This window comes from Tenacibaculum sp. DPLXC6 (assembly GCF_056815515.1).
In genome coordinates this window covers 3198644-3225000 of sequence record NZ_CP141806.1, presented here as the reverse complement: position 1 = coordinate 3225000, position 26357 = coordinate 3198644, and the positions used below count along the sequence as shown (strand labels likewise).

28 protein-coding genes and 1 tRNA gene are annotated in these 26357 nt (G+C 31.1%); 16 read left to right on the top strand and 13 right to left on the bottom strand.

Annotated elements, in window-relative coordinates; genetic code table 11:
• Positions 1–388 precede the first annotated feature (388 nt).
• Together VCM48_RS14850 and VCM48_RS14845 are read right to left on the bottom strand one after the other, a co-directional pair.
• Complete coding sequence (locus VCM48_RS14850) at positions 389–1453, bottom strand: PA0069 family radical SAM protein (RefSeq protein WP_482271014.1); 1065 nt, start codon at positions 1451–1453, stop codon at positions 389–391.
• A 176-nt stretch (positions 1454–1629) separates the two neighbouring features.
• Positions 1630–4374, bottom strand: coding sequence for a S8 family peptidase (locus VCM48_RS14845; RefSeq protein WP_482271013.1), 2745 nt, complete (start codon positions 4372–4374; stop codon positions 1630–1632).
• A 147-nt stretch (positions 4375–4521) separates the two neighbouring features.
• On the opposite strand from VCM48_RS14845, the gene VCM48_RS14840 reads away from it, so the two are divergent.
• A complete protein-coding gene (locus VCM48_RS14840) occupies positions 4522–5361 on the top strand; it encodes a M57 family metalloprotease (protein ID WP_121145701.1) in 840 nt (279 codons plus the stop codon).
• 63 nt (positions 5362–5424) lie between these two features.
• On the opposite strand, the gene aroC is transcribed toward VCM48_RS14840, so the two are convergent.
• Positions 5425–6486: a chorismate synthase gene (gene aroC, locus VCM48_RS14835; RefSeq protein ID WP_482271012.1), complete on the bottom strand. Its 1062-nt coding sequence runs from the start codon at positions 6484–6486 to the stop codon at positions 5425–5427.
• Positions 6487–6781: 295 nt separating this feature from the next.
• Between aroC and VCM48_RS14830 the strand changes: the two genes are divergently transcribed.
• Positions 6782–6866, top strand: a tRNA-Ser gene (locus tag VCM48_RS14830).
• Positions 6867–6982: 116 nt separating this feature from the next.
• On the opposite strand, the gene VCM48_RS14825 is transcribed toward VCM48_RS14830, so the two are convergent.
• The 5 genes from VCM48_RS14825 to VCM48_RS14805 form a co-directional block, all read right to left on the bottom strand.
• Entirely contained in the window at positions 6983–7555 is a 573-nt protein-coding gene (locus VCM48_RS14825) for a phosphatase PAP2 family protein (RefSeq protein ID WP_482271011.1), read from the bottom strand.
• A 2-nt stretch (positions 7556–7557) separates the two neighbouring features.
• On the bottom strand, positions 7558–8607 hold the full coding sequence (locus tag VCM48_RS14820) for a peptidylprolyl isomerase (protein WP_482271010.1): 1050 nt from the start codon (positions 8605–8607) through the stop codon (positions 7558–7560).
• A gap of 87 nt (positions 8608–8694) precedes the next feature.
• Positions 8695–9420, bottom strand: a complete 726-nt coding sequence (bamJ, locus tag VCM48_RS14815; RefSeq protein WP_274641343.1) for a BamJ family beta-barrel-assembly machinery protein — start codon at positions 9418–9420, stop codon at positions 8695–8697.
• Positions 9417–9956 (bottom strand): gliding motility-associated peptidyl-prolyl isomerase GldI, encoded by a 540-nt coding sequence (gene gldI / locus VCM48_RS14810; protein ID WP_274641344.1) that lies wholly within the window; start codon positions 9954–9956, stop codon positions 9417–9419. The genes bamJ and gldI overlap by 4 nt, the downstream gene beginning before the upstream one ends.
• Complete coding sequence (locus tag VCM48_RS14805; protein ID WP_482271009.1) at positions 9946–10974, bottom strand: DHH family phosphoesterase; 1029 nt, start codon at positions 10972–10974, stop codon at positions 9946–9948. The genes gldI and VCM48_RS14805 overlap by 11 nt, the downstream gene beginning before the upstream one ends.
• A gap of 81 nt (positions 10975–11055) precedes the next feature.
• Here VCM48_RS14805 and VCM48_RS14800 point away from each other — a divergent pair, with 81 nt between their 5' ends.
• The 4 genes from VCM48_RS14800 to VCM48_RS14785 all read left to right on the top strand — a co-directional run bounded on the left by VCM48_RS14800 (position 11056) and on the right by VCM48_RS14785 (position 13848).
• On the top strand, positions 11056–12063 hold the full coding sequence (locus VCM48_RS14800; protein ID WP_482271008.1) for an alkaline phosphatase D family protein: 1008 nt from the start codon (positions 11056–11058) through the stop codon (positions 12061–12063).
• Between the two features lie 109 nt (positions 12064–12172).
• On the top strand, positions 12173–12592 hold the full coding sequence (locus tag VCM48_RS14795) for a nucleoside-diphosphate kinase (RefSeq protein WP_028892988.1): 420 nt from the start codon (positions 12173–12175) through the stop codon (positions 12590–12592).
• Between the two features lie 260 nt (positions 12593–12852).
• On the top strand, positions 12853–13260 hold the full coding sequence (locus VCM48_RS14790; protein ID WP_482271007.1) for a hypothetical protein: 408 nt from the start codon (positions 12853–12855) through the stop codon (positions 13258–13260).
• 384 nt (positions 13261–13644) lie between these two features.
• Positions 13645–13848, top strand: coding sequence for a hypothetical protein (locus VCM48_RS14785; RefSeq protein WP_482271006.1), 204 nt, complete (start codon positions 13645–13647; stop codon positions 13846–13848).
• 47 nt (positions 13849–13895) lie between these two features.
• On the opposite strand, the gene VCM48_RS14780 is transcribed toward VCM48_RS14785, so the two are convergent.
• Both VCM48_RS14780 and recF read right to left on the bottom strand, forming a co-directional pair.
• Positions 13896–14195 carry a DciA family protein gene (locus tag VCM48_RS14780; RefSeq protein WP_099215390.1) on the bottom strand — a complete coding sequence of 100 codons (300 nt, stop codon included), beginning with the start codon at positions 14193–14195 and terminating at the stop codon, positions 13896–13898.
• Between the two features lie 34 nt (positions 14196–14229).
• Positions 14230–15309 (bottom strand): DNA replication/repair protein RecF, encoded by a 1080-nt coding sequence (recF, locus tag VCM48_RS14775; RefSeq protein WP_482271005.1) that lies wholly within the window; start codon positions 15307–15309, stop codon positions 14230–14232.
• A 113-nt stretch (positions 15310–15422) separates the two neighbouring features.
• On the opposite strand from recF, the gene VCM48_RS14770 reads away from it, so the two are divergent.
• The 10 genes from VCM48_RS14770 (at position 15423) to VCM48_RS14725 (ending at position 24759) form a co-directional block, all read left to right on the top strand.
• Positions 15423–16205, top strand: coding sequence for a tetratricopeptide repeat protein (locus tag VCM48_RS14770; RefSeq protein WP_482271004.1), 783 nt, complete (start codon positions 15423–15425; stop codon positions 16203–16205).
• Positions 16205–16711, top strand: a complete 507-nt coding sequence (gene ribH, locus VCM48_RS14765) for a 6,7-dimethyl-8-ribityllumazine synthase (protein ID WP_440121088.1) — start codon at positions 16205–16207, stop codon at positions 16709–16711. Before VCM48_RS14770 ends, ribH begins: the two co-directional genes overlap by 1 nt.
• Before the next feature lie 177 nt (positions 16712–16888).
• Positions 16889–17167: a riboflavin synthase subunit beta gene (locus VCM48_RS14760; protein ID WP_121145717.1), complete on the top strand. Its 279-nt coding sequence runs from the start codon at positions 16889–16891 to the stop codon at positions 17165–17167.
• 4 nt (positions 17168–17171) lie between these two features.
• A complete protein-coding gene (mutL, locus tag VCM48_RS14755) occupies positions 17172–19025 on the top strand; it encodes a DNA mismatch repair endonuclease MutL (protein WP_482271003.1) in 1854 nt (617 codons plus the stop codon).
• Positions 19026–19033: 8 nt separating this feature from the next.
• The gene (locus VCM48_RS14750; protein ID WP_124591219.1) at positions 19034–19759 is read left to right on the top strand and encodes a rhomboid family intramembrane serine protease; all 726 of its coding nucleotides are present in this window, start codon (positions 19034–19036) and stop codon (positions 19757–19759) included.
• A gap of 41 nt (positions 19760–19800) precedes the next feature.
• On the top strand, positions 19801–20661 hold the full coding sequence (locus VCM48_RS14745; RefSeq protein ID WP_482271002.1) for a rhomboid family intramembrane serine protease: 861 nt from the start codon (positions 19801–19803) through the stop codon (positions 20659–20661).
• Complete coding sequence (locus VCM48_RS14740; protein WP_482271001.1) at positions 20662–21675, top strand: endonuclease/exonuclease/phosphatase family protein; 1014 nt, start codon at positions 20662–20664, stop codon at positions 21673–21675.
• A gap of 55 nt (positions 21676–21730) precedes the next feature.
• Positions 21731–22873 carry a geranylgeranyl reductase family protein gene (locus VCM48_RS14735; RefSeq protein ID WP_482271000.1) on the top strand — a complete coding sequence of 381 codons (1143 nt, stop codon included), beginning with the start codon at positions 21731–21733 and terminating at the stop codon, positions 22871–22873.
• Between the two features lie 155 nt (positions 22874–23028).
• Complete coding sequence (locus tag VCM48_RS14730; protein WP_482270999.1) at positions 23029–23754, top strand: aspartyl/asparaginyl beta-hydroxylase domain-containing protein; 726 nt, start codon at positions 23029–23031, stop codon at positions 23752–23754.
• A 6-nt stretch (positions 23755–23760) separates the two neighbouring features.
• Positions 23761–24759 carry an SAM-dependent methyltransferase gene (locus VCM48_RS14725; RefSeq protein WP_482270998.1) on the top strand — a complete coding sequence of 333 codons (999 nt, stop codon included), beginning with the start codon at positions 23761–23763 and terminating at the stop codon, positions 24757–24759.
• On the opposite strand, the gene VCM48_RS14720 is transcribed toward VCM48_RS14725, so the two are convergent.
• The 3 genes from VCM48_RS14720 to VCM48_RS14710 all read right to left on the bottom strand — a co-directional run bounded on the left by VCM48_RS14720 (position 24756) and on the right by VCM48_RS14710 (position 26261).
• Entirely contained in the window at positions 24756–25298 is a 543-nt protein-coding gene (locus VCM48_RS14720; protein WP_482270997.1) for a hypothetical protein, read from the bottom strand. The two genes, VCM48_RS14725 and VCM48_RS14720, sit on opposite strands and share 4 nt — an antisense overlap.
• A 165-nt stretch (positions 25299–25463) precedes the next feature.
• Positions 25464–25883 carry a hypothetical protein gene (locus VCM48_RS14715; protein ID WP_482270996.1) on the bottom strand — a complete coding sequence of 140 codons (420 nt, stop codon included), beginning with the start codon at positions 25881–25883 and terminating at the stop codon, positions 25464–25466.
• A gap of 36 nt (positions 25884–25919) precedes the next feature.
• A complete protein-coding gene (locus tag VCM48_RS14710; protein ID WP_440121080.1) occupies positions 25920–26261 on the bottom strand; it encodes a zinc ribbon domain-containing protein in 342 nt (113 codons plus the stop codon).
• Positions 26262–26357 lie beyond the last annotated feature (96 nt).

The following is a 26357-nucleotide window of genomic DNA, read 5'->3' as shown; positions in this document are numbered from 1 at the left end:
CAACAAGTACTTTCTTAACCTTTTTTTGAAACTATTTTTTAATACTTTAAAATCTAATTAGTTACATACAAAAGTTTTTTTCAATACACCCCTCTCATACCTTTGTTTATTATACTTATTACTATTTTGGTACTTCTAATATGGAGAAACTTCCCTTTTTTATACTTCTATATATAATGTAATTGTTCGCGTTAGGGATTGAAGCGGCATCCTTTTACTTAGGCTGCCCTTAGCAGACTAAGCAAAAGATATAGCGGAAAGCCCGACACTTTGTTCTGTTATAGCGCAGCGAAAACAAACAACAAAGTGGAACGCCCTAAAAATTAAACTCTTTCTTGAAATACATTTACTTATATATTGTAGGAAAAATGCTTTTACAATATCTTATTTAAAACAGTGTTGTTTGATTGGTTTGATATTTATCAAACTTGGTAAAATCTAACGGAGGAAGTTTTTTATCCTTTAAATACAGTTTTTTTGCCAAATTAAACTGCATTTTTATTTGTTCTGCTATTTTACCTTCTCCTCTCATTCTACTTGCGTAACGAGAATCATTTAATGAACCGCCGTGACAATCTTCTATTTGATGTAGTATTTTATCCGCTCTATCAGGATATGTTTTTCTTACCCAGTTGGTAAAAATTTCCCCTATCACTCCATTTAAACGTACTATCGTATATGCAACTGATGTTGCCCCTAGCTCACTTACCTTTTTTACTAATGGTAATATTTCGTGACTATTAATTGAAGGAATGATTGGTGCCATCATTACATTTACTGGTATGTTATTTTCTGATAGGGTTTTGACTGTTTCTAATCTTTTTTTGATGGTCGCTGTTCTTGGCTCTACTATTCTTCTTGTTTCTTCCGATAGTGATGTGATAGATATACTTACCCTTAATAAATGAAGAGCTGCCATTTCTTTTAAAATATCTAAATCACGAAGTATTAATGCATTTTTTGTTATCATGCTTACTGGATGCTTTAACTTTAATAGTACTTGTAGCATTTTTCGGGTGATTTGAAGTTTCTTTTCTATCGGTTGATAACAGTCTGTATTTCCAGAAAACATAATATTTTGTGGTTGCCAATTACGACTTCGTAGTTTTTTCTCTAATAGTTTTGGTGCATTTGCTTTGTACAATATTTTACGTTCGAAATCTAACCCTGCAGAATACCCCCAATATTCATGTGTGTTTCGCGCATAACAATAAATACATCCGTGTTCACAACCTTGATATGGATTCATTGAATATGAAAACCCAATATCTGGACTTGTCACTTTATTAAGAATTGTTTTAGGATAAATTTCTAAATATGCTGTTTTATTATTGTCTGCTGATTCGTTTTCAGCTTCGCAATAGTTTAAGAAATCATCCAACACTTCATGTTGATGTTGTGTAAATTTATTGTGTGTGTTGTGTTGTGCACCACGTCCTTTAATGTAGTCCATAATCATATCTAAATAAAACGTTATAAAATTGTCTTTAGAATGACTTTATCGAGAACAGGTTCGTATAAACTTCTCGATACAATTTCGATAGAGTAACGAAATCATCCGAAGTGACTTTGTAAAATTACAAAAATTAACACAAAAGTTTTAGTGTTCTTAAATATTATTTATAGCTATTAAGGCTTTACTAGTATTTTTTTTACTGCTATTTGTTTCCCATCTTTTAGTATACGCACAAACAATAAACCTGTTTTAAAGTTTGGTATAGAAATGGTTTGCCTGATTTTTTGAATTTTGTTTGTATAAATTATTCTTCCTGTAACATCTACAATTTCTATATCTAAGTTGTTTCCTCTTGAATACACAAACATTCCTTCTGATGCTATTACCGGATTTGGATATATTTTTAAGGTATTATCAAAAGGGAAATCTATTTTTATACTATCTGTATAAATTTCTGTTCCATCATCAAGAATAATTTTAGCTCTATATTCGTTTTTTCCTCCTTTAACACTGATATCATCCGTTTGGAGTTCTTGAACATTGGAAGCTGTAAAAGTTTGAATAATTTCAGTTTCTCCATTGAGTGTTTTTTCAAAAACAACTGAAGCTACATTCGTCAAAGTACTCAAGCTTAATCGAACATCTACTACATTTTCATTTTTCACAAAGGCTAAAAAATTCTTATAATAACAGTTTACTCCTTGCGAATTGTAATTTATTGTTTGACCTTTAGCTCCTTCTTCACTATTAAATACTGGCGTTATTGATATATAAGGTGTATTAAATGTACTTTTTGGAATTACAACATTCGTTTCGTTTACTATTGAGTTTGTATACATATAAGTATCATCCAGCAGTTGCACATTATATGCTGTTGCATTCGGAACTGACTCCCAGCTAAATTGAATACTTTCATCACAGTTAAAATCGACAATTGGTGTAATAATATCTGAAATTATAAATTCTTCTGAATTATAATATATCCCATTTACTAAAGCTCTTAATTGAACTACTCCGTTAACTTCTGGAGTATTCCAAAGTAAGTATGGTTTTGTAACATTTGTAGCGTTTGCTATTTCTATCCAACTTCCATTATTAATAGAGTATTCAATTTTATTTATTGGAAAATCCAAGTTATTTGTCCATCGTACATATTTATCTGTTACAGTTGGTAACTTATCATCTTTATTAGGATAATTCCATGTGAAAATATTTTTAGATTGATAAAAATAAGCGATCGAAAATGACTGCGTTGATGTTGCTAACGAATTTGCCTTTACTTTTATAGTATATGTACCTGTTTCTGGATTGTCAATCGTTATTAATTCTACATTATTTAAGTGGTCTTCTCCGTATACAGCTTCTTTTTCTAGCGAACTTTTGGATGGTGAAGCGTCTAAAACCCAAGGTAACCATGAATTTACACCACTATTCACTTCTAAATCTAGATCGTTTACCAACGCTTTATTGTCATTAACATTAGCAGGAACATCGTTCCAAACTAATGCTATTCTTATTTCTTTTGACTCAGTATTTATAGGAATTGAATATTCTTTAACTTCATTACTTGAAATTTCATCATTAATATATGTTCCATTTTCTAAAACCTCCACACTTTGATAACTATTCACATTACCATAACCACTTTTAAAGTCTATTCCTTTTGGCCCCACATCATCAGCTCCCGCGATTAATACAGATTTTAACAATGCCGAAGAAGGAAATTTGTTTGTTTTCTCTTTATATTTATGTTGTAGTAGCGTTGCTACTCCAGAAACTATCGCAGCCGCATCCGATGTTCCATCTGGTCCATGAGCCACTAATTCAGGTTTTACTCTACCGTCATAAGTAGGTCCTTTTGAACTTCTTGTGTTTACTACTAGCTCTTTATTAACCCCTCCAATAACTAAAACATTTTTTGCCATTTTATAGTTTCCTGTCATATTAGCATATCCTTCTATACCTTGATAAACCCCTTCATTAGATGCTGCTTCTCCTGTATTACCAGAAGAAAATATATGAAGTAACTCAGGAACATCAATTGTACTTTGATCATAGGCATTCGCTTCGGCTCCATAAAAATTTTCTATTTCTGTTCCGTAAGAATGGTTTTGAACAAATATATTATTGTTAAGATAGTAAGTGTCATTATCAGGTAATAGCGTACTAAAGTCTGAAGATGATAAATTACTATGATAAGCAACTCCTTTGGAGTTATGTGTACTATTCCCAGCTCCTCCTATTGTAGTAGCCATTAAAGTTGCATGACTAGAAACATCTTCTGCTTCATTTCCGTACAATTTTATTCTATTTCTTAAGTCTATATCGTTAACATCAAACAACAATTCTTTTACAGAAACAGTTAATCCCTCACCATTAATTGTTTTAAAATCATTTTGAAGTTTATTTATATTATTTACGCTTAAATCTATTTTTTCTATCGGTGTTTTTTCTGGACTAGGAGTTTTTTGAACATCTACATAAACAACATAATACAGGCGGGTTAATTTACTTACATCAACTGAAGATACTCTAAGAGCTAGAATATTTTTATACGTATGCTGTACTTCAATATTTATATTTTTTTCTTCTACTTCTTCTAAAAATAGTTTTGAATTAATTGTTTTGACAACAACCTTCACCTGTTTATTCTTTTTCTTAAACAATTGTGAAACTCTGTATGATTGTTTCCATCTATTATTTATATCGAATAAATTTCCTTTAATTGAAAAAGGCTTTTCTTTTTTTGTTATTATAAAAAAGTTTTCGTCTAATTTTCGTACTACATTAACTTCTTTCTCATTGAAAATCAGATCTTTTTTATGAATTAAATAATATTTTTTTTTCAACTCTTTTTCCTGATTTTTTTGTGGTTCTATTTTTTTCACATAATCAGGAAAATCAACTTGCGAGTACATTTTAAATGTTAAAAATATTCCGAAAACAAAAAGAAAAAACAGCCTCATAAAAATATATTATTAACGCAAATAAAACACTTTTTTTGCATATTTCATGATAAAAACATACATTCGTTGAAATTTTTTAATAAAAATCCTTTCAAAAAAATGAAAAATTTAAATTCACAACTATTAAGCCTTTTGGCTTTTGCAGTTATTTTGTTTACTGCATGTAACTCTTCAGAAGAGACTATTCCAAACAACGAAACTAGCGAAATTACGCCCGAAATAGTTTCAAAACTACAAGCTGCTTATTTCGAAACCTCTTCAGCTAAAGTAACTACCTTTATGGGAGAAAAAGGTGTGGCTGTAGAAGACATGTTCTTTACTTTTGCTCAAATTGATGAGTTAGGTGAAGGTTCAAACATTCCAAACACTGAACATTACAGAACTACTAATTTAGTAACAGGTTTACCAAGAGTTATTACTGTAAGTGTTTCTCCTGATTTAGGAACTTTAGGTTCAGATGCTTTAGATAAAACTATTGTTATGTTAAACAACTTAGGTTCTCAATTAACTTACCAAAGAGTTTCTTATGGTGGTAAAGGTAAATCTAAGGCTGATATTGAAGTTAATGAGTTTTACGAATTAGAAAGTGGTGGGTTTATCACTTTAGGTAGAGCTGCTGGTTTCCCAACTAGAAGAGGAGACCCTGCTAAAGGTTTTGGTATTAACAGTAGATGGTTTGAATTATCTATTGCGCCTACTTCTAGCGAGCTTGCTGGTACTATGGCTCATGAAATTGGACACTGTATTGGTTTCCGTCATACTGATTATCAAACACGTGAAAGCTGTGGACAAAATGTTAATGAAGGAAGCGCTGGTGTAGGAGCTATTCATATTGCTGGTACTCCAACTGGATCTGATAATACTTCTATTATGCAATCTTGTGGACCTGCTACTACATTTAACAATAACGATAAAAATGCAATGTTAACTCTTTACTAGAAAGAGTCGTATTTTTAAGATACTTGAAAGCCCAGACATATTATATCTGGGCTTTTTATTTTTTTAAACTTTTCTAGTTTTATTCATTAACCAAAAATCTGCGAGCACTAAAGCTGTTAACGCTTCTACAATAGGTACAGCTCTTGGTACTACACAAGGATCATGTCGTCCTTTTCCATGTATTTCTGTAGCTTCACCTTTCGAGTTTGTCGTAGCTTGGTTTTGCATTATCGTTGCTACGGGTTTAAAAGCTACTCTAAAGTAAATATCCATTCCGTTAGAGATTCCTCCTTGAATACCTCCTGATAAATTAGATTGGGTTGTTCCGTCTGGATTGAAAATATCATTGTGTTCAGAACCTTGCATTTTTGCTCCACAAAAACCACTTCCATACTCAAATCCTTTTACTGCATTAATAGAAAGCATTGCTTTTCCTAGTTCTGCATGTAACTTATGAAAAATAGGTTCTCCTAACCCTACAGGTACATTCTGAGCTACGCAGGTTATTGTTCCTCCAATAGTATCACCTGCTTTACGTATTTCATGAATCTTATCAATCATCTTTTCTGCTGATGCTTCATCAGGGCAACGAACAATGTTGCTTTCTATTTTAGAAAAGTCTAAATCTTGATATGGTTTCACTATGAAAACATCACCTACTGATGATGTAAATGCATTGATATTAATATGATGGATTAATTGCTTAGCTAAAGCTCCTGCCACAACCCAATTAGCTGTTTCTCTTGCAGATGTTCTTCCTCCGCCTCTATGATCTCTTATTCCGTATTTTTTGTCATACGTATAATCAGCATGTGAAGGACGGTATACATCTGTATTATGGTTGTAGTCTTTACTTTTTTGATTTGTATTCTTTATTATAAATCCTATTGAGGCTCCTGTAGTCACCCCTTCAAAAATACCTGACATAAACTCAACCGTATCTGGCTCTTTACGTTGTGTTACAATTTTAGATTGTCCTGGTTTACGACGATCTAATTCTTGCTGAACAGCATCAAAATCAACTTTCATTCCTGCAGGGAATCCATCTATTACACCCCCAATTGCAATTCCATGAGATTCACCAAACGTAGTTAGCTTTAAAGTATTTCCGAATGAATTAAACATATCTTATTATTTAATAGAACGAAGGTAGAATTTATTTACTAAAAACGATAATTTTCATTCTTATAATTACAGCTTAACTTGTTATTATATCCTTTATTCAAGTCTACTCACTTTTATCTTTATTTTTTTTATTCTTGTATTCTACACCAAACTTATTGATAGCAAAAGCGTTACGTTTCACAACTTTTTTAATGCTTAAATTTTATTAAAAAAAGTAGCAAAAAACTTTTTTTGAATTGAAAAAAGGTCATATATTTGCACCCGCAATCAGGGAACATATCTGATGAGGCACTCAGGAGAAATGGCAGAGTGGTCGAATGCGGCGGTCTTGAAAACCGTTGTCTGTAACAGGACCGGGGGTTCGAATCCCTCTTTCTCCGCAAGTCCGAAGCGAAAGCTTCGGATTTTTTTTTAGGGGATTAAAGAAAAAAAGCTTACAAAACTGTAAGCTTTTTTTAGTTTATTAGAAGCACTATACTTCCTTATGTATATAAAACTACCACTTTCTTACCCCTAGCTTCTTTTCTAAAGCTAAGTATGCAAAATAAAATAATGTTCCTAAAATCATCCCTGAAACATACCCTGTTGTAACATCAACAGGAAAATGCACTCCTAAATATATTCTACTATATCCAAAAATTAAAGGAAATAAAATCATTAAATAAATCAACTTAAAATGTTTTCTCAATAACAAAATCATAAAAGTAGTTATTGTAGTAGATAATGAAGCATGACCAGACCAAAAGCTATATCCTCTAGGTTTATATGTAAAATTCCTTAAATACTCTTTTAAACCTTCTGTATTGCAAGGTCTAATTCTTTCTGTAGTGTTTTTAATTAAATTTGTGAATTGATCAGAAAAAGCAACAATAATTGCTACAAATAATACTGTAAACAATCCTTTCTTCCATCCAAACTGTTTAAACACTAAAAACAGCACAAAAGCAAATAGTGGCGTCCAAGTAAATTGATTTGTTATTGTTAACCAAAAACCATCCCATTGTTCGCTTCCTAAATTGTTAAGATAAATTAAAAGCTCTTTATCTTTTTGTATAATATTTTCTATCAAAACTACTTTCCTACTTTTAAAACTTCTATTTCAAAAATTAAATCCGACTTTGGAGGTATTGGACCTACTCTACGATCACCATACCCTAAATAAGAAGGTATAAACAATCGCACTTTATCTCCTTCTCTCATTGTCTTCACACCTTCTTTCCACCCTGCTATTAACGGAAAGTTTTCATCATCAACAGTAAAAACAAAAGCTTCTCCTTTATCTAAACTAGAATCAATTTTTCTTCCATCTGCCAAATACAACGTATAATGTGCTGTAGTAGGCAATGCTGGATTTACCTTTTTCCCATTTCCTTTTTGTAAGGATAAAATTTTCAATCCTGAATCGGTTGTAACAGCATCATTAATCCCTTGCTCTTCTTGGTATCTTTGTTTTAACTCTTCTAATTTCTTCTTTCTTTCCTCTTCTTTCTTTTCAACATTTGCTAGTTCTTGTTCGAAAACTACTGGTGCATCAAATTTAGAGGCCTCCTCTCCTATTCTTAAAATTTCTATATGCTTTATATAATCATTTTTCTGAATAGTATCCACTATAGCTTGACCTTGTAAAACACGACCAAAAACAGAGTGTCCACCATCTAACCAAGGTGTTGCTTTATGTGTTATAAAAAACTGACTTGAATTTGTAACTGGCCTCGAGTAATTCGCCATCGACAGTACTCCTGGTCCATCATGTTTATACAATAGATTACCTTCATCATCCATTGGAAATTCATCTGCAAATGTATAACCAGCATCTCCTGAACCAGTTCCTGTTATATCTCCCCCTTGTATCATAAAATCTTTAATTACCCTATGAAACTTAGCTCCATCATAGAACGGTGTACCTTTTAAAGAATCAATCATTTTAGGATGACTCCCCTCACTTAATGCCACAAAGTTAGCCACTGTCATTGGTACTTTATCGTAAAAAAACTTTACCAAAATATCACCTCTATTAGTTTGGATATCTGCATACAGCCCGTTCTCTAAACTAGGGTATTTAGCTGATTTACACGATACAAATACTAGTAGCGTAACAAGTACTATTTTAAATAATTTCATTTATTTTAATTTATTTTCTCCTATAAACAATTAATTAGGTTAACAGCAAGTGCTAACCTAATTAATTATCAACTATTTAAGTTTTATTTATTTTACTTCTAATAATTCTACCTCAAAAACTAGAGCAGAAAAAGGCTTAATATGCTGACCTCTTTGTTGTGGACCATAAGCTAATTCTTGTGGAATAAAGAATTTATATTTTGCTCCTGGCTTCATTAACTGTAAACCTTCTGTCCATCCTTTAATTACTTGACTTACTCCAAATTCAGCAGGCTCTCCTTTTTCCACAGAACTATCAAAAACAGTTCCATCAATTAAAGTTCCATGGTAATGAACTTTAACTCTAGAACTAGCCGTAGGAGCATCTCCTTCACCTTCTTTTAAAACAACATATTGTAAACCACTTTCAGTAGCTTTTACTCCATCTTTTGTTTTATTTTCTGCTAAAAAGTCTTCTCCTGCTTTTTTATTGTCTCCAAATTCAGCTTCTGCTTTTTTAGCTTGCTCTTCTTGCATTTGTTTCATTTTTTCTTGTTGCTTCTTCTGGAAAAATGCTCTTAAGATATTATTTATGTCTTTTGACTCTACTAATAAGTTTGTAGAATCCATTCCATTTTTAAAACCTTGTACAAACAAATCTTGATCCATTTCATCAAAGTTTGTTTTAATTTTATTAGCCATATCTAAACCTAAAGCATAACTTACAGAGTCTACTTCTGTTGCTAATGAACTTTTTTGTTTAAACTGACCGTTACTGCATGAAACAATTGATAAACCTACAACTGTAGCTGCTAAAATGTTGGTTAATTTCATTCTTCTTTTTTTGATTTTATATCGATTAATGTTACTGTACTTTGTATTGGCTGATTTACAGCTATTTTATTTCCATCTCCTGTTACTCCAAAGGCCCTATATGATGGAATGACAAATGTAATGGTTTCTCCTTTTTTCATCAACTTTATTCCATCTTGTAATGCAGGAATAAAATCTTCTTTATCTACTTTATAACTTCTCTCCTTCGTTTCATAAAGAACATCTCCATTAAGATCCTTTATATTATATGACAACATTACCAAATCTTCAACTTGTGGAGAACTTAAATTCAATGTGTCTTTAGTTACATATGTATACCAAAAACCATTAGGTGAACTTTTATATTCTTTAACAGTATCTTTAGCAACCCATTCTTCTAAACGCTGTTTTTCTAAAGCATTTAACTTCTTATTCTCTTTAAGAACTTCTTTATAAAAATTTGTTGTACCATGCTGCTTTGGTCTTCTTGCCTGAGGTTCTTTACAAGACACTACAACTAATGCTATAAAAACAAAAAATGTTATTTTACGCTTCATACGAATTTTCTAACTCTTGTTGGTATGTAGGTAATAACGACTTAAATCTCTCTATCGTATTTTCCATATTATCATCACTTCTGCCTCCTGCAGCATTATCATGCCCTCCTCCATTAAAATAGTTACGAGCAAACTGGTTTACAGAAAAACTTCCTTTAGAACGGAAAGATATTTTTACAATCCCCTGTTCTTCATCTTCTATAAAAATAGCTGCAAATACAATCCCTTTCAAAGATAATGCATAATTCACAACCCCTTCTGTATCTCCTTTTTCGTAATGAAATCGTTTTTTCTCTTCTTCCGTTAAGGTTATGAAGGCTGTTTTATACTCTGGTAAAACTTTCATATTACTCAAAGCCTGTCCTAGCAACAATAACCTGTTGTAAGAATTTGCATCATGAATATTACTATGAATTCTATCATTTTCAGCTCCTTTATCTATCAAGTCTGCTATAATTCTATGAGTCGTACTTGTTGTAGACCTAAAACGGAATGAACCTGTATCTGTCATAATACCCGTATACAAACAAGTAGCTATATTCTTATCTATCAAATCAACATCTCCCATCATTTCAATAAAATTGTATACCATTTGACATGTTGAAGACATAGATGTATCAGAATACATATACATAAAATCATCTGGCTGTTGATGATGATCTATTAAAGCAAAATCATTTTCATATTGCTCTAATGTGTTTTGCATGTCATTTCCAACTCTATGCAATGCATTAAAGTCTAGTAAAAAAATAATATCAGACTTCGATAAGGCTTTGACTGATTGTTTGTTTTGACGATCAAAACGTTTTACGGTTTTTGACCCAGGAACCCAATGTAAAAAATCAGGGTACTCGTTTGGCATTAATACCTGAGTAGTATGCCCTTTTTTATCTAAATAATGTTTTAATCCTAACGTTGAACCTATTGCATCTCCATCAGGATTTCTATGCCCAATTATCACAACATTTCTAGGTTCTGACAAGAATTCTTGCAGTTCTGTAAAGTGTTTCAAAATCATAAAAGGCGAATATACAAATTAATGCTATATTAACCTTTTTATGTATTTCTTTTTGTTTCTTCGTTCAAAAATAAAATTACCATGACCATTATAAAATTTACTACTTCATTTGTATTATTAGTAGCCTTTTCTCTAACCTCTTTTAGCCAAGAAACATTTACAATTGCTTTTGGTTCTTGTAATAATCAGAGACTTATCAACCCTTTTTGGGAAGACATTTTATCTCTTGAACCAGATGTATGGATATGGGGTGGAGACAACATTTATGCAGACACCAACAATATGCGTAAAATGAAACGCATGTATAAAACTCAAAAAAATGTAAAAAGTTATAAAAAACTAACCACTAAGATTCCTATTCTTGCTACATGGGATGATCATGATTACGGTAAAAATGATGCAGGAGTAGAATTTGAAATGAAGGATGAAAGTCAACAATTATTTTTAGACTTTTTAGATGTTCCAAAAAACTCTCCTAGAAGAAAACAACAAGGTGTTTATCATTCTAAAACTTTTAAAACAGGTAACGGCAATGTTAAAGTTATTGTTTTAGATACACGTTATTTTAGAACCTCTCTTACCAAAGGAACCAACGGGAAACGTTTTCAACCAAATGAATACAATGAAGGTACAGTTTTAGGAAAAACTCAATGGGAATGGCTCACTAATGAGTTAACAAACTCTACAGCAAACTTTACTGTGATAGTTAGCAGTATTCAAATATTACCTAAAGAACATGGTTTTGAAAAATGGGCAAACTTTCCTCATGAAGTAGATAAATTATTCAATTTAATTCAAAAATCAACAAATACCAATGTCATTCTTCTTTCTGGTGACAGACATATTTCTGAGTTTTCTAAGACTAACATTAACGGAGTAAAATATCCAATTATTGATTTTACTTCAAGCGGATTAACACACTCCTATTCTTCATTTACCTCAGAAGAAAACGACTTTAGAGTTGGTAATGTCGTTAACTCTTTAAGCTATGGCATGTTGATTTTAAACTTAAAAACTAAAAAAGTTAGTTTTCAAATGCGTGGTAAAAACGGAGTTATCTTACAAGAAATCAACCAAATATACCCTTAACTTGCTAATAACATTAAAAAGTGTATTTTTGCGCCGATTTATGCACAAATTTGCATAAGCAACAACAATTAAGGAATTTATCATTTACTGATATTTATTACATTTAATAATGGCAACAAATAGAACTTTTACAATGATTAAACCAGATGCTGTAGAAAACGGACATACTGGTGCAATTTTAGAAAAAATTAATGCTGCAGGTTTCAGAATCGTAGCTATGAAAAAAACACAGATGACTAAGCGTGATGCTGAGACTTTTTACGGAGTACACAGTGAGCGTCCTTTCTTTGGTGAATTAGTTGAGTTTATGACTCGCGGACCAATCATCGCTGCTATCTTAGAAAAAGACAACGCTGTTGAAGATTTTAGAACTTTAATCGGTGCTACAAACCCAGCTGAAGCTGCTGAAGGAACTATCCGTCAGTTATATGCTACTTCTATTGGAGAAAACGCAGTGCACGGTTCTGATTCTGATGAAAACGCAGCTATCGAAGGTGCTTTCCACTTTTCTGGTAGAGAAATGTTTTAATTCTTAGAAAGAAAAAACTTTATATATTGAACTCGTTACATAATTGTAACGAGTTTTTTTTGTTTAATACTCTCTATATATAACACTTAGCTTTTATTCTAAAAACAATCATTCCTTCCATTAAGAAAGTATAAAACAAGCACTTAACATTTAATCTTTCTTTTATCCAGCAACTTCCTTTCAAAAAGCTTTTATATTACCTAGTTTTGCCTTCCGCTTAAAAAAGCAGAAAAATAATTCTACAACTTAAAATTAAAAAAATGGCAAAAGATCAAGACCCAAAAGAAGCAATTCAACAAACAAAAAAAGTAGTATCAGGAGGTATAGTTGGCTGGCTAACAAAATTATTCTTAGGTAAAAGTTTTGTTGATGAAACAAACGACATACTTGAAGCTTCTGAAGCTCAAATTGATTTAGTTGGTAAACAACAAAGATTAATTACAGAAGGAATACCTGCTAAAGCTAAAGTTTCTCTAGTACAGGACACAGGATCATTAGTTAATTTTGATCCTATTATTCTGTTAAGCCTTCATGTTGAGCCAGTATCTGGGGAAAAGTTTGATATTAGCACCACAACGCACATATCTAAACTATCTATACCTAAAGTTGGAGAAACAATTAACATCAAGTATGATCCTAATGAAAAATCATCAATCGTTATTGTTTAGCTTTAACTCAATAAAGAAATAACAATAAAAAACTCGTTACTTAATTGTAGCGAGTTTTTTTGTAACTAAATTTATTGTTGGACTAAGTTTAATTTTGATTGACTTAGAACCCTATTTATTTAACTTAAAACTATTTAGACAAACATATAACTCAAAAAACTTTAAGCTATAAAAAAAATAATAACCTTATTAATTCTTACCTTAACATTAACATCATTTACTAAGCACCCTGAAAGTGATTTTAGTATTGTAGGAAAATGGAAAGAGAAATACAAAAAAGAAATCGGTTACATAATTTTTAAAAAAAATGGATATGCTTACTTTAAAACCCAAGAAAAAACTTTAGGAGGAAAAAAGTTTACTATAAATGGAGAAAAAGCAACCATGTCATATGAAGTTGATTACTCTAAAGAACCAATAGAAATTGATTTTATTGTTAAAACAAAAAAAAGCGGCGAAATAAGTAGGTTATTCTGTATCGCTAAAAAAATTAAGAAAAACACTATTAAACTTCAATTCGGTTTTAAAGGAAGTCGTCCAACTGAATTTAACGATAAAGATGGTGTTATCTTTCAAAAGGTTAAATAAACCTACAATTCAACTAACAGTAAATAAATGTATAAAAATTAGAATTACTAAACCAACATTAGTTTTTTAACGAGTTCCTCTCCTATTTCTTCGTTAATCATGCGTATTATTTTATCTTTTCCGTAGCTTAACTCTTCTCGTAGTACCGAAGAAGATAAACGAACAATTAAGGTTCCGTTTTGTAATTTTACTTCGCTTGTATAAGAAGCTACTCCTGCACCCATAAGTTTTTCCCAAGCTTCATCAATATGGATTTTTTGAAAACCTTTTTTTAGTTTATTGTTCTCTTGGATAAAACTTCCCATCAAGTCTTTTAATGAAAAACTATCATTTTCTCTTTTAGCCATTAGTTTTATTTTTTGTCTTACTTATATAACAACATTATAACTTAAAAATCTGATATTCTTGATTACTCTTTTTTATCACCTCTTCTGTTCTATCAGCATGTGTATCTGTAATAAAAATCTGTCCAAACTCATTACTATTTACCAAATCAACAATTTGAGCAACTCGGTTTTCATCTAACTTATCAAAAATATCATCCAATAACAAAATTGGAGTTACGTTTGATTGTTTTTTTATAAACTCAAACTGCGCTAACTTTAACGCTATTAAATACGATTTTTGCTGCCCTTGAGATCCAAACTTTTTAATAGGATGTTCTTGAATTTCAAAGTTTAAATCATCTCTATGAATTCCTACCGATGTATACTGTAACATCTTATCTTTTTCTAGATTTTGCTGCAACAAATCCTCTAAAGACATATCGTGCAACTGACTTTTATAACGCAAATTCACCTCTTCGTTTGCCCCAGAAATAATTTTATGCTTAGCATTAAAAATAGGCACAAACTCTTCTAAAAAAGCCTTTCTTTTATTATAAATAATCGTTCCGTATTCAATTAATTGCTCATCATATACTTTTAAATTCAGAGCATCAAATGTTCTATTAGCAGCAAAATATTTTAACAATGCGTTTCGCTGACTCACCGTTTTAGTGTACGAAATTAATGTTTGTAAGTATTTTTTGTCCTGTTGAGAAATTACTCCGTCAATAAATTTACGGCGAGTTTCGCTTCCTTCAACAATTAAATCCCTATCCGCAGGAGAAATAATCACCAACGGTAACTGCCCTATATGTTCAGAAAATTTTTCATAGGCTTTTCCGTTACGCTTCAATACTTTTTTTTGACCTCTTTTTAAAGAGCAAATAATTTTTTCTTGTCGATTATTTAACAAATAATCTCCTTCAACCATAAAAAAATCCTGACCGTGTCGAATATTCTGTCCAGCAATCGAATTGAAGTAACTTTTAGCAAATGACAAGTAATAAATTGCATCTAACACATTGGTTTTCCCAATACCATTATTCCCTACAAAACAGTTAATTTTCTTTTGAAAATCAAAAGTTTGCGATTCAATATTCTTAAAATTTACCAAAGATAGTTTTTGCAAATACATGAATAAGCCTTATTACTAAAAGAAAGCGCAAATTATCGAAAATTTACGAAAAAACGACTTTTAAAATCCAATTAAAAAAACTATTTTTGTCGCCACTAATTTTTTAAGCAATTATGGCTACATACAAGAAAAGAGGTTATAAACCTAAGAAAGAAAAGGTTACACAAGAAGTAGAAGAAACATTTGATGAATCTCAAAGTACTACTGCTGAAGTATTTAACACTTTAGACGATACTGCGAATAAATCAGAAGAATGGATTGAAAAAAATAGCAAGCCATTATTTTACGGATTGGTAGCTGTTGCAGCTTTAATTTTAGTGTACTTAGCTTATAATAAATTTATTGCTGAGCCAACACAACAGGAAGCTTCAAACGAATTAGCATACCCTCGTACTTTCTTTGAAAAAGCAAACACTTCTGCAGGTGCTATTGCTGACTCATTATATACTTTAGGCTTAGAAGGTGGTGATGGAAAATATGGTTTTATTGACATTGCTGATCAATTCAGTGGTACAAAGGCAGGAAACTTAGCAAACTATTATGCTGGTATTTCTTACTTAAAGATGAAAAAGTATGAAGAAGCTATTGAGTATTTAAGTGATTTTAGTTCTGACGATGAATTATTAGGGCCTACTGCTTTAGGTGCTATTGGTGATGCTTTTGCTGATATTAACCAGCCAAAAGATGCTTTAGACTACTATCAAAAAGCAGCAAATAAAAAAGACAATCAATTTACTACTCCTTTATTTTTATTCAAAGCAGCTCAAATTGCAATGGATTTAAAAGAGTACGGTAAAGCTGAAAAATTTTACACAACCATTAAAGAAAAATACGCTGATTCTGATCAAGGAAGAGATATTGAAAAATATATCAACAGTGCAAAATACGCTCAATAATGGCAACAACAAATTTATCTTATTACGATAAAGCAACAATCCCAAATGCGAAGTCTTTTCGATTTGGGATTGTTGTTTCAGAATGGAATCCTGAAATCACTAAAAACCTTCACAAAGGTGCTATTGAAACTTTACTAGATTGTGGAGCTACTGAAGAAAACATCGTCTCATGGGATGTTCCTGGTAGTTTCGAATTAGTATATGGATGCAAAAAAATGATCGAAACACAAAAGCTTGACGCTATCATAGCCATTGGGAATGTGATTCAAGGTGAAACCAAACATTTCGATTTTGTATGTGAAGGTGTAACACAAGGAATTGTAGACTTAAACATTAAATACGATATTCCTGTAATCTTTTGTGTATTGACCGACAACACTAAACAACAATCTATTGATCGTTCAGGTGGTAAACTAGGAAACAAAGGAATTGAATGTGCTGTAGCAGCAGTTAAAATGGCCGCAATTAAAAATCAAGAACGTCCATCAAATTCATTAGGTTTTTAATTAATCCTGTTTTAGATAAACATTATTAAAAAGCGTCTAGGTTGTACAACCTAGACGCTTTTTAACTTTAATTTATACACTTTTTTTGACCACCTCTCTATAATTCAGTAACTTTGGAACTCGTCTTATTTGGTGTGATTTTTGTTCCACTTAAGCTATTAAAGAAGCAACAATTTTATGGGATTTATCAAAAGAGAAAATAAAAAGTTCGATTACAAACCTCGTTATTATAAAGGGGATAGTAATCCTTATCAAGTAAAACATAAATTTGATGAGTATAGAACTACTGTTGGAAAAAGAAAAAGTTTAAAGGGAAAGTTTAATGCTGCTTTTGACGAGTTTAAAGATTCTGGTTACAAACTGAATAAAACTATAGTAGTTATAGCATTGGTTTTAACACTAATATTTTTATTTATTATTGATTTTGACCTTTCAATCTTTTTCCCAAAAAAATAATTAAATGTCAGATATTATACAGTTACTACCTGATCATGTTGCGAATCAAATTGCTGCTGGAGAAGTCGTTCAACGCCCTGCTTCTGTAGTAAAAGAGTTGATTGAAAACTCTATTGATGCTGGTGCTACTTCTATTACCCTATTGTTAAAAGACGCTGGAAAAACTTTGATTCAAGTAATTGACGACGGTAAAGGAATGAGTGCTACCGATGCTCGTTTAAGTTTTGAACGTCACGCTACTTCAAAAATTAAAGATGCACAAGATTTATTCAACCTAAACACCAAAGGATTTCGTGGTGAAGCTTTGGCTTCTATTGCTGCCATTGCACATGTTGAACTAAAAACTAAGCAAGAAGATGATGAGTTAGGCACGCAAATAAAAATTGAAGGTAGTGAAATAACTTCTCAAGAAGTAGTTTCAACTGCTAAGGGCACCAGTATTGCTGTTAAAAACTTATTTTTTAACATTCCTGCTCGTCGTAACTTTTTAAAATCCGACACTGTTGAAACGCGTCATATTGTTGATGAATTTCAACGTGTAGCCTTAGCACATCCTAATATTTCTTTTTTATTACATCATAATAACAACGAAGTTTATCATTTAAAGAAAAGTAATTTACGTAAACGTATCGTCGCTATTTTTGGAACTAAAATGAATGAAAAGTTAGTTCCTATTAATGAGCAAACCGATATTATTACTGTTAATGGTTTTGTGGCAAAACCAGAGTTTGCTAAGAAAAAACGTGGTGAACAATTCTTTTTTGTGAATGACCGTTTTATAAAAAGCTCATACTTAAATCATGCTGTAGTAAATGCTTTTGAAGGTTTGTTAGAGAGTGGTTCACACCCTTCATACTTTTTATATTTAGAAGTACCTGCTAACACGATTGATATTAACATTCACCCAACAAAAACAGAAATTAAGTTTGATAACGAAAAAGCGTTATATGCTATTTTACGTGCTACAGTTAAACATAGTTTAGGACAATATAATGTAGCTCCTGTTTTGGATTTTGATAGAGACTCTACTTTAGATACTCCTTACGATTATAGTAAAAAAAGTAACTCTTCAGTTCCTCCAATAACTGTAGATCCTACATTTAACCCTTTTAAAACTGAAACTAGTTATAAAGAGCCTTCTAATACAAGTAATTCACCAAAAAGTAGCACAACACACAGTTATCAATCTAACTTTAAAAAAGATACTGGAAGTTGGGAAGCTTTATATACAAATACCGAAACTATTGATCCTGTTCAGCAAGAACAGCTTTTTGAACCTGAGCAAGAAACCGAGACTGGAAAAACCTTCCAGATTCAAAAAAAATACTTGTTGAGTTCTATAAAATCAGGAGTCGTATTAATTCACCAATCTTTAGCACATCAACGTGTATTGTATGAAGAATTTTTGGAAAATATTACTGTTAAAGAAGCAAGCAGTCAACAACTGTTGTTTCCTGTAAATATTTCTTTTTCTTCGTCTGATATAGAAATGATATATAGCATAAAATCTGATTTAGAGAGTGCTGGCTTTATGTTTGATGAGTTCACCAAAGAAAGTGTAGTAATTGCCGGAATTCCAACCTCAATAAGTGAAAGTCAAATCACACTTATTTTAGAGCAGTTATTAGATGATATTAAACTTGAAGTACCTGATACTAGCTTTAGTCACTTTGATGTAATGGCAAAATCATTTGCAAAATCACTCGCTATAAAAACAGGAACTTCTTTAAATCCAAAAGAGCAAGAAAACTTAGTAAACAACTTGTTCTCTTGTAAAGAACCTAATATTTCACCATTTGGCAAACCTACGTTTAAAACATTAGCTTTAAATGAAATAGATGCCATTTTTAATAAATAAAAAGTAATATGCCTAGATTAACACAAGCCATAAAGCATTTAATAATCATTAACGTGATTATGTATTTTGCTCCGCAGCTATTAAACATGGATTTAACTAATCTATTTGCTTTGCATTATCCTAAAAATGAACATTTTGGGGTTTGGCAATATATTACACACATGTTTATGCATGGTGGGCCTGCTCATTTACTTTTTAATATGTATGGTTTGTGGGCTTTTGGTACTCCACTTGAGCAAATGTGGGGACGAAATAAATTTTTATTCTTTTATTTTTCTGCGGGGATTGGTGCGGGTTTAATTTACACTTTCGCAAATTATTATCAATTTAATGGAATTTATGAACAACTAATTGGCATGGGAGTTTCTCCTGCTGAAATTCAAAATATTTTAAGTTCAGGACAGTATAACGATAGTTTAATTACTTTATCTAATAAAACTATGAGTGAGTTTTATAGTTTATACCACACTCCTGCCGTTGGTGCTTCTGGTGCTATTTATGGAATTTTAGTTGCCTTTGGATTAACTTATCCTGATGCTAAACTAGCATTGATTTTCTTCCCTGTTCCTATTGCTGCCAAATACTTTATTCCTTTAATTATTTTAAGTGATTTATTCTTTGGTATGACTAGTTATTCAATTGGTAATATTGCACATTTTGCACATATTGGTGGTGCTATAATTGGTTTTATTATTGCTTGGTACTGGAAAAAAAATCAATTTAAATTTCGTTAATTTAGTAACTAAAATTTTTATTCTTACTGAAGTCATACATCATGAATGTACTCGATAACTTAAAATATAGATTTAAACATGCAGGAATTGTTGAACAGTTAATTTATGTAAACTTAGCTGTTTTCTTACTTGTTTTTGTTACCAATACTTTTGGGTTTCTTTTTCAATCTAAAACTAACTTTTTAGTAGAATGGCTAGCTTTACCTGCCAACTTTGATGATTTTATACTAAAACCGTGGACTATTATTACGTATGGTTTTTTACACACTAGCTTCTTACATATTTTACTTAACTTAATTGCTTTATTTTATATCGGGCATTTATTTCAACAATATTTTACTCCTAAACAGTTACTTAGTTTTTATTTATTAGGAACTCTCTTTGGAGGTATTATTTTTATAGCTAGTTATAATTTTTTCCCTGCATTACAAGATGTTGCACATAATAGTGTTTTATTGGGTGCTTCGGCAGGTATCTCTGCCATCTTTATTGGTATTGCTACCTACATGCCTAATTACGAATTAAAGTTTCCTCTAATAGGTTTTGTAAAATTGTGGGTATTAGCTTGTATTTGGGTTGCTATTGATATTATTCAAATTCCTGCTGGTAATGCTGGCGGGCATTTAGCACATTTAGGTGGTGCTTTATTAGGTTTTTTCTATGTTCGTAGCGCTAGTAACAAGGATTTGGATATTTTTAAATCAATAAACAAACTTTTTTCTAAAAGAGAGAAAAAGCTAAAAACAGTTTATAAGTCTGGTAATAAAACCCAAAAATCAAACGTTGATAAAACAAGAAATCAAGAAGAAGTAGATGCTATTTTAGATAAAATTAGTAAATCTGGATACGATACTTTAAGTAAAAGTGAAAAAGAGTTTTTATTTAAACAAGGAAAAAATTAAATGAGAAAGTTTTCGATAGCTAATAAATTTTTATTCTTTATCAATTCAGTTTTTGCAGCTGTTTTATTGCTATCGTACGCACTTCCGTACGTATCTCCGCAAACAATTCCTTTCCTTTCTGTTTTTGGCTTGTTTGTCCCGTTTTTAGTTATCGTAAACATTGGTTTCTTTGTGTATTGGCTTATTAAAATGCATAAAAATGCATTTTTATCATTACTCGTTTTAGCTATAGGATGGTTTATCTCTACTCCCTTAGTTAAATTTTCAAACAAGGAAGTAATCTTAAATGATGATTTAAAAATAATGAGTTATAATGTTCATTTATTTAATCATTATAAACATGAAGAAGATATAACTACTGAGCAGAAAATTTACGAATTCATCAACAATAAAAATCCAGATGTTATTGCCATACAGGAGTTTTATAACTCAAAAATGTTAGACATTAAACTTCCTTACAAATACATAAAAACGAAAACGAAAACGAATAAATTTGGGCTGGCTATTTACTCTAAGCACCCAATTATAAATTCTGGTTCTCTTGATTTTAAACAAAGTGCTAACAATACCATTTTTGCTGATATTCTTGTTAAAAATGACACTGTTCGTGTATACAATGTACATTTAGAATCGTTAAAACTAAATCCGAAGAAAGAAAATTTTGGAGAAAAAAGTTCAGAACGTTTATTTAAGCGTTTAGAAAATGGTTTTGTTAAACAAGTAAGTCAGGTTGAATTAATCCAACAACATGAGTATTCTTGGAAAGGCAAAAAAATTGTTTGTGGCGACTTTAATAACACAGCTTATTCTTGGGCGTATAAACAATTGGCTACTGATAAAAAAGATGCTTTTATTGAATGTGGAATTGGTTTAGGTAAATCTTTCCGATACATCTACCCTATGCGTATCGACTTTGTTTTAACAGATAAAAAAGCTACCATTAACCAGTTTAAAACCTACGGAGACATAAAACTTTCTGATCACTACCCTGTTATGGCTCGCTTACATTGGTAATTTTATTTTTATTTCGGTATAAAAGTGTATTTTTAACCGATTTAAAAACTAACCTATGAAACAACATTACGATGTTGCTGTTATTGGCAGCGGACCATCAGGAGCTTCAACAGCTTTTTATTTAGCACAAAAAGGTATTTCAACTGTTATTATTGAAAAAGAAACTTTACCTCGCTATAAAACATGCGGAGGTGGTTTTGTTTTTAGAGGACGTAAAAACTTACCTTTTGATATTAAGGAGGTAGTTGAAAAAGAGTTCCATACTGTTGATATTTATTTGGGAGAAAAACTTCATTTTAAAACGCATAGAGAAAAACCAACTATTTCTATGATTATGCGTGATTCTTTTGACAATCTAATTACCCAAAAAGCAAAAGAATTTGGAGCTACGTTATTAGAAAATCATAAATTAAAAGGATTATCTTTTTCTGATGATATTATTACTCTAGAAACTTCTCAGGGGAATTTTACTGCTAATTTTGTAATTGCTGCAGACGGAGCTTTGAGTCCAACCGCAAAAATGGCTGGATGGAAAGAAGATACTCGTAAATTAATTCCTGCTTTAGAATATGAAGTAGAGGTTTCTGATGAAGACTTTGAACGTTTATCTAAAGAAGTTCGTTTTGATATTGATGCAATTCCTTATGGTTATGCATGGAATTTTCCTAAGAAGAAGCATTTATCTATTGGAGTTGCTTCCGCTAGAAGAACTAAAATTAACTTAAAAGAACACTATCAACAATATTTAAAAACTTTAAATATTACTAATATTGTTAGCGAATCTCAGCATGGATTTCAAATTCCTGTTTCTCCTCGTACAGACGGATTTGTTAAAAACAATGTGTTTTTAATTGGTGATGCTGCTGGCTTTGCTGATCCTATTACTGCAGAAGGAATTTCTAATGCTATTTACAGTGGTAAATTAGCTGCTGAAGCTATAATTGAGAGTAAAAAAGAGCCTGAATTAGCTACTAAATTATACCTAGAAAAAATATCAGAAAGCTTACTTCCTGAAATAAAAACTGGTTTATGGCTTTCTAAGTGGTTTTACGAACAAAAAAATATTCGAAATATTGTATTGAAAAAATACGGTCAACAGTTTAGCGAAGCTATGGCCGATGTTTTTCACGGGGATAGAAGTTATCCTAAAGACATTAAAAAAACAATTACAAATCGAATAAAAGATTTAGTTTCTTAAAAATAAAGAGCAGCCCCAAAAAGGTTGCTTTTTTTATTTTTAATATTCTTTCATTTATACTTAAAAAGTTAGCACTTATTCTCAAAAGATATTTTGTCTGCTTTTTTTCTTTTAACTTGCTGTAAAACTATTGCATCTTTAAATTTTACATTCTAGTGAAAGAAATTAAAACTACCACATCTTTAAAACTTCCTTTTCAGTTTGATACAGATAAGCTTTTACATGATTATTCTTTAGTTGTAAATCAACATTGGATTCCTCATTTTAACAAGTCTGGATATGAAGGTGAGTGGAAAGCAATTCCTTTATATACTAGCAATGGTGACACTTCTAACATTTTTGCTTTTCAAAATGATAATGGTACTATTCAGGAAACTCCCATAATGAATAATTGTAATTATTTTAGAGAGGTCATTAACTCTTTTCAATGCCCTATTTTATCTGCTCGCTTGCTTCGTTTGAATGTTGGCGCAGAAATAAAACCTCATCGTGATTACAAACTGGGTTATGAAGATGGCAACTTTCGCTTACATATTCCGATTATTACAAATAACAAGGTTGAATTTATTTTAAATGATAAACAACTGAATATGTTGCCTGGAGAATGTTGGTATACGAATGTAAATTATGTACATTCTGTTGCCAACAAAGGAAATAAGGATCGCATACACTTAGTTATTGATGCAGAAAGAAACGAATGGTCAGATTCTTTATTCTTTTCACTTGCTCCAAAAGATAGCTTTCAACCTATACAAGAAGAAACTGATTCTCCTGAAACTATTCGTCTTATCTTAAACGAGCTAAAACGTAACAATGAGCCTGCCTCTAAAAAACTTATTCATGAAATGGAACAAAAGTTATTAAAACTTACATCTAAATAATAACTTATGATAAATTTTAAAAAAGAGTTACTGCATATTACTTCTCAATTCTTTGAAAAAACATCTGATTATTCTTCAGCTTTAAAAGAGTATAAACAATTACTTTTTAGAATTTCAAATGAAACTATAAATAATGAAGAGCATCGAAATAATGTTCAACTTGAAAATGGTGTAGCAATAGGTACTTTATGGGCCGCTAATTGTCTTGATGATTTGGTAAGAACCTATAAGTTTATTAGAGGGATTGAGGTTGCTATTCAAGAGAAAATCCATCAAAAAGACTCACTACATATTCTATATGCTGGTACTGGTCCTTTTGCTTCGCTTATACTTCCTTTTATATTGAAGTATGCTGATTTGAATATAACATACACACTTTTAGAGGTTAATCCTCTAAGTTTTGAAACTTTAAAAAGTACAATTAAAAAGTTAGGTTTAGAAACCAATAATATCAACTTTATAAATCAAGACGCTACAAAATATCAATTCCCAAAAAACTTTTCTCCAGATATTATTGTTAGTGAAACTATGCAACGTGCATTGGATAGTGAGCAACAAGTTTCTGTTTTTTATAACTTAATGAAACAATCTAATTCAGATACTGTCTTTATTCCTGAGAAAATTACGTTAACTATTGGTACAGGCTCTTCTGAAAATATTAAACCCGATATTCAACAAAAATATTATCGCGAACATGACGAGGTTTTTGAAGTTAGTAAAGAAGCCATGAAATCGAATGATTGGTTGTTTGAAAAGACTTCAAACAAATTAGGTTTTACTGAAAAGCATACAGTTTTAAAAGAGAAAGAACTTTCTACAGCTAGTGAAATTGTGGTGATGACAGAAATTACAATTTATAAAAATGAGAAACTTATTATAAATGAAAGCGGCTTAACTGTTCCTAAATACATTAAAGATGTTTCCAACGACAAAAAAAAATCCTTAACTATTAAGTCTAAATATGTAATTGGTGTTGAACCTAAGCTTGATTTAAAAGTTGTTTAAACAAACTTTAAATTTACTCCTTTTTTCTCAGCATATTTCTTTGCTGCCTCATCTAGTTCTAAGTTTTTTTCTTTAAACTCTTCTAGGCTTTTAGCTTTAAACTCTTTGATTAACTGATTAATTTCTTGTTGAGTTTTTCCCTCATCATACATATATGCTATTTCTGCATAGTCCTTTTTATAAAAGTCGATACAAAACTCAAATAATTCAACAGAAGCATTTATTAACTCTTTTGAATCTTCATTTACTTCTAATTTCTGAATATCTTTTAAACTTCTTTCAAGATTTGGTATGGTGACTCTATGAAGGTATTGAGAATATGTTGCAGCATATTCTTCTCCGTCATTATCATAGTACTTTAGATATTCATTTTTTTGTAATTCTTTAAGTTGCTCAAAATACCCTATACCATAATTAGCCATCAATAAATTGGCTTTAAGTACTGTTTTTTCAACAACTTTTTGCGGAGTTTCTTTCTGACAACTTGCAAACATTATAAATACTACAATTACCCCTAAAATATTATTTACCCTTTTCATTTCTAATATCTTTTATCAGGTTATAAAATAAATTCTTAACGTTTATGTAAAAAACATTGCAAACAAGGCTTTTTTTTGATTTTTTGATAGAAACCCCACACCCCTACCTTATTTAAGCCTTAGTTTACAATGTTATATTTTTTTCTCTTTCTTTATTTAGTTAGCTTATATAAAGATGAATGAAGCTACAATCATCCACACTCCTACAACTATTCCTAATAATCCTAACTTTCCTTGTTTCGGCGCAATCTTCCCTCTCAATATTTCTGCTTTTTCTCTAGCTTCAGGATTTTTTGATAATAATAACTTGTTTATCATTCCGTATCCTAACATAAAACCTAACCCTGCTTCAACAATACTACCTGCTAAGAAAGTTCCCCACCATATTGGTGCCGTAGTTAACCAACCTATATTTAAAACAGCTGAAATGATTCCCCAAATTCCCCAAATACAGAAGATAAGACCAATCCATCCTTGATAAGGCTCTATTTTTTCTAATAATTCTTTGGCGTTTGGTTTTTTTGATAAGATTAAAGATGGCACTGCCACAATACTTAAAAATACTAATGAGATTCCGTAAATCATGTTTAATTAAAATTTAAATGGTTTATATTGATTTTATTATTTATGAATTAAAAGTGCTGAAGAAAACATAAACAGCATTAAAAAAGTTGCGATGATAAGTCCTGAAAACATCCACCAAGGAGTTTTACTTGTTTGCTTATGCTCTTTTGCTTTTCGTTGTAAATCTGGTGGCATTTGACTTTTGCTCATTTCTAATTTACAATGCCCGCAAATACTGTATGTTTTTTTGAATAATGGAAAAACAGGAATCCAAAATATATGTGCATACAATCTATTTACTTGTATAAACAATCGCTCTGGCGTATTACAATAATTGCAACTATGATTGTTTACTGGTTGTATGTTTATTTTGGCTTCTCGCCATCCAAAAATTACCATAACTTTATTACTTATTAATTACGGTACAAAGATGCGAGAGTATCTATTGTTTAAATAGACTGAAACTAGTGAAAGTTATTACCCTGTTTTCAGGGG

Bases quoted from the DNA above. Each gene is read 5' to 3' on its own strand.
- VCM48_RS14720 (WP_482270997.1), bottom strand. From the start codon at position 25,298: ATGAAAAGGGTAAATAATATTTTAGGGGTAATTGTAGTATTTATAATG.
- gldI (WP_274641344.1), bottom strand. From the start codon at position 9,956: ATGAAGCGTAAAATAACATTTTTTGTTTTTATAGCATTAGTTGTAGTG.
- VCM48_RS14795 (WP_028892988.1), top strand. From the start codon at position 12,173: ATGGCAACAAATAGAACTTTTACAATGATTAAACCAGATGCTGTAGAA.
- VCM48_RS14770 (WP_482271004.1), top strand. From the start codon at position 15,423: ATGGCTACATACAAGAAAAGAGGTTATAAACCTAAGAAAGAAAAGGTT.
- VCM48_RS14805 (WP_482271009.1), bottom strand. From the start codon at position 10,974: ATGATTTTGAAACACTTTACAGAACTGCAAGAATTCTTGTCAGAACCT.
- mutL (WP_482271003.1), top strand. From the start codon at position 17,172: ATGTCAGATATTATACAGTTACTACCTGATCATGTTGCGAATCAAATT.
- VCM48_RS14725 (WP_482270998.1), top strand. From the start codon at position 23,761: ATGATAAATTTTAAAAAAGAGTTACTGCATATTACTTCTCAATTCTTT.
- VCM48_RS14790 (WP_482271007.1), top strand. From the start codon at position 12,853: ATGGCAAAAGATCAAGACCCAAAAGAAGCAATTCAACAAACAAAAAAA.
- VCM48_RS14840 (WP_121145701.1), top strand. From the start codon at position 4,522: ATGAAAAATTTAAATTCACAACTATTAAGCCTTTTGGCTTTTGCAGTT.
- VCM48_RS14780 (WP_099215390.1), bottom strand. From the start codon at position 14,195: ATGGCTAAAAGAGAAAATGATAGTTTTTCATTAAAAGACTTGATGGGA.
- VCM48_RS14785 (WP_482271006.1), top strand. From the start codon at position 13,645: ATGTCATATGAAGTTGATTACTCTAAAGAACCAATAGAAATTGATTTT.
- ribH (WP_440121088.1), top strand. From the start codon at position 16,205: ATGGCAACAACAAATTTATCTTATTACGATAAAGCAACAATCCCAAAT.
- bamJ (WP_274641343.1), bottom strand. From the start codon at position 9,420: ATGAAATTAACCAACATTTTAGCAGCTACAGTTGTAGGTTTATCAATT.
- VCM48_RS14850 (WP_482271014.1), bottom strand. From the start codon at position 1,453: ATGGACTACATTAAAGGACGTGGTGCACAACACAACACACACAATAAA.
- recF (WP_482271005.1), bottom strand. From the start codon at position 15,309: ATGTATTTGCAAAAACTATCTTTGGTAAATTTTAAGAATATTGAATCG.
- VCM48_RS14715 (WP_482270996.1), bottom strand. From the start codon at position 25,883: ATGATTTACGGAATCTCATTAGTATTTTTAAGTATTGTGGCAGTGCCA.
- VCM48_RS14845 (WP_482271013.1), bottom strand. From the start codon at position 4,374: ATGTACTCGCAAGTTGATTTTCCTGATTATGTGAAAAAAATAGAACCA.
- VCM48_RS14820 (WP_482271010.1), bottom strand. From the start codon at position 8,607: ATGAAATTATTTAAAATAGTACTTGTTACGCTACTAGTATTTGTATCG.
- VCM48_RS14710 (WP_440121080.1), bottom strand. From the start codon at position 26,261: ATGGTAATTTTTGGATGGCGAGAAGCCAAAATAAACATACAACCAGTA.
- VCM48_RS14760 (WP_121145717.1), top strand. From the start codon at position 16,889: ATGGGATTTATCAAAAGAGAAAATAAAAAGTTCGATTACAAACCTCGT.
- VCM48_RS14740 (WP_482271001.1), top strand. From the start codon at position 20,662: ATGAGAAAGTTTTCGATAGCTAATAAATTTTTATTCTTTATCAATTCA.
- VCM48_RS14750 (WP_124591219.1), top strand. From the start codon at position 19,034: ATGCCTAGATTAACACAAGCCATAAAGCATTTAATAATCATTAACGTG.
- aroC (WP_482271012.1), bottom strand. From the start codon at position 6,486: ATGTTTAATTCATTCGGAAATACTTTAAAGCTAACTACGTTTGGTGAA.
- VCM48_RS14800 (WP_482271008.1), top strand. From the start codon at position 11,056: ATGACCATTATAAAATTTACTACTTCATTTGTATTATTAGTAGCCTTT.
- VCM48_RS14745 (WP_482271002.1), top strand. From the start codon at position 19,801: ATGAATGTACTCGATAACTTAAAATATAGATTTAAACATGCAGGAATT.
- VCM48_RS14735 (WP_482271000.1), top strand. From the start codon at position 21,731: ATGAAACAACATTACGATGTTGCTGTTATTGGCAGCGGACCATCAGGA.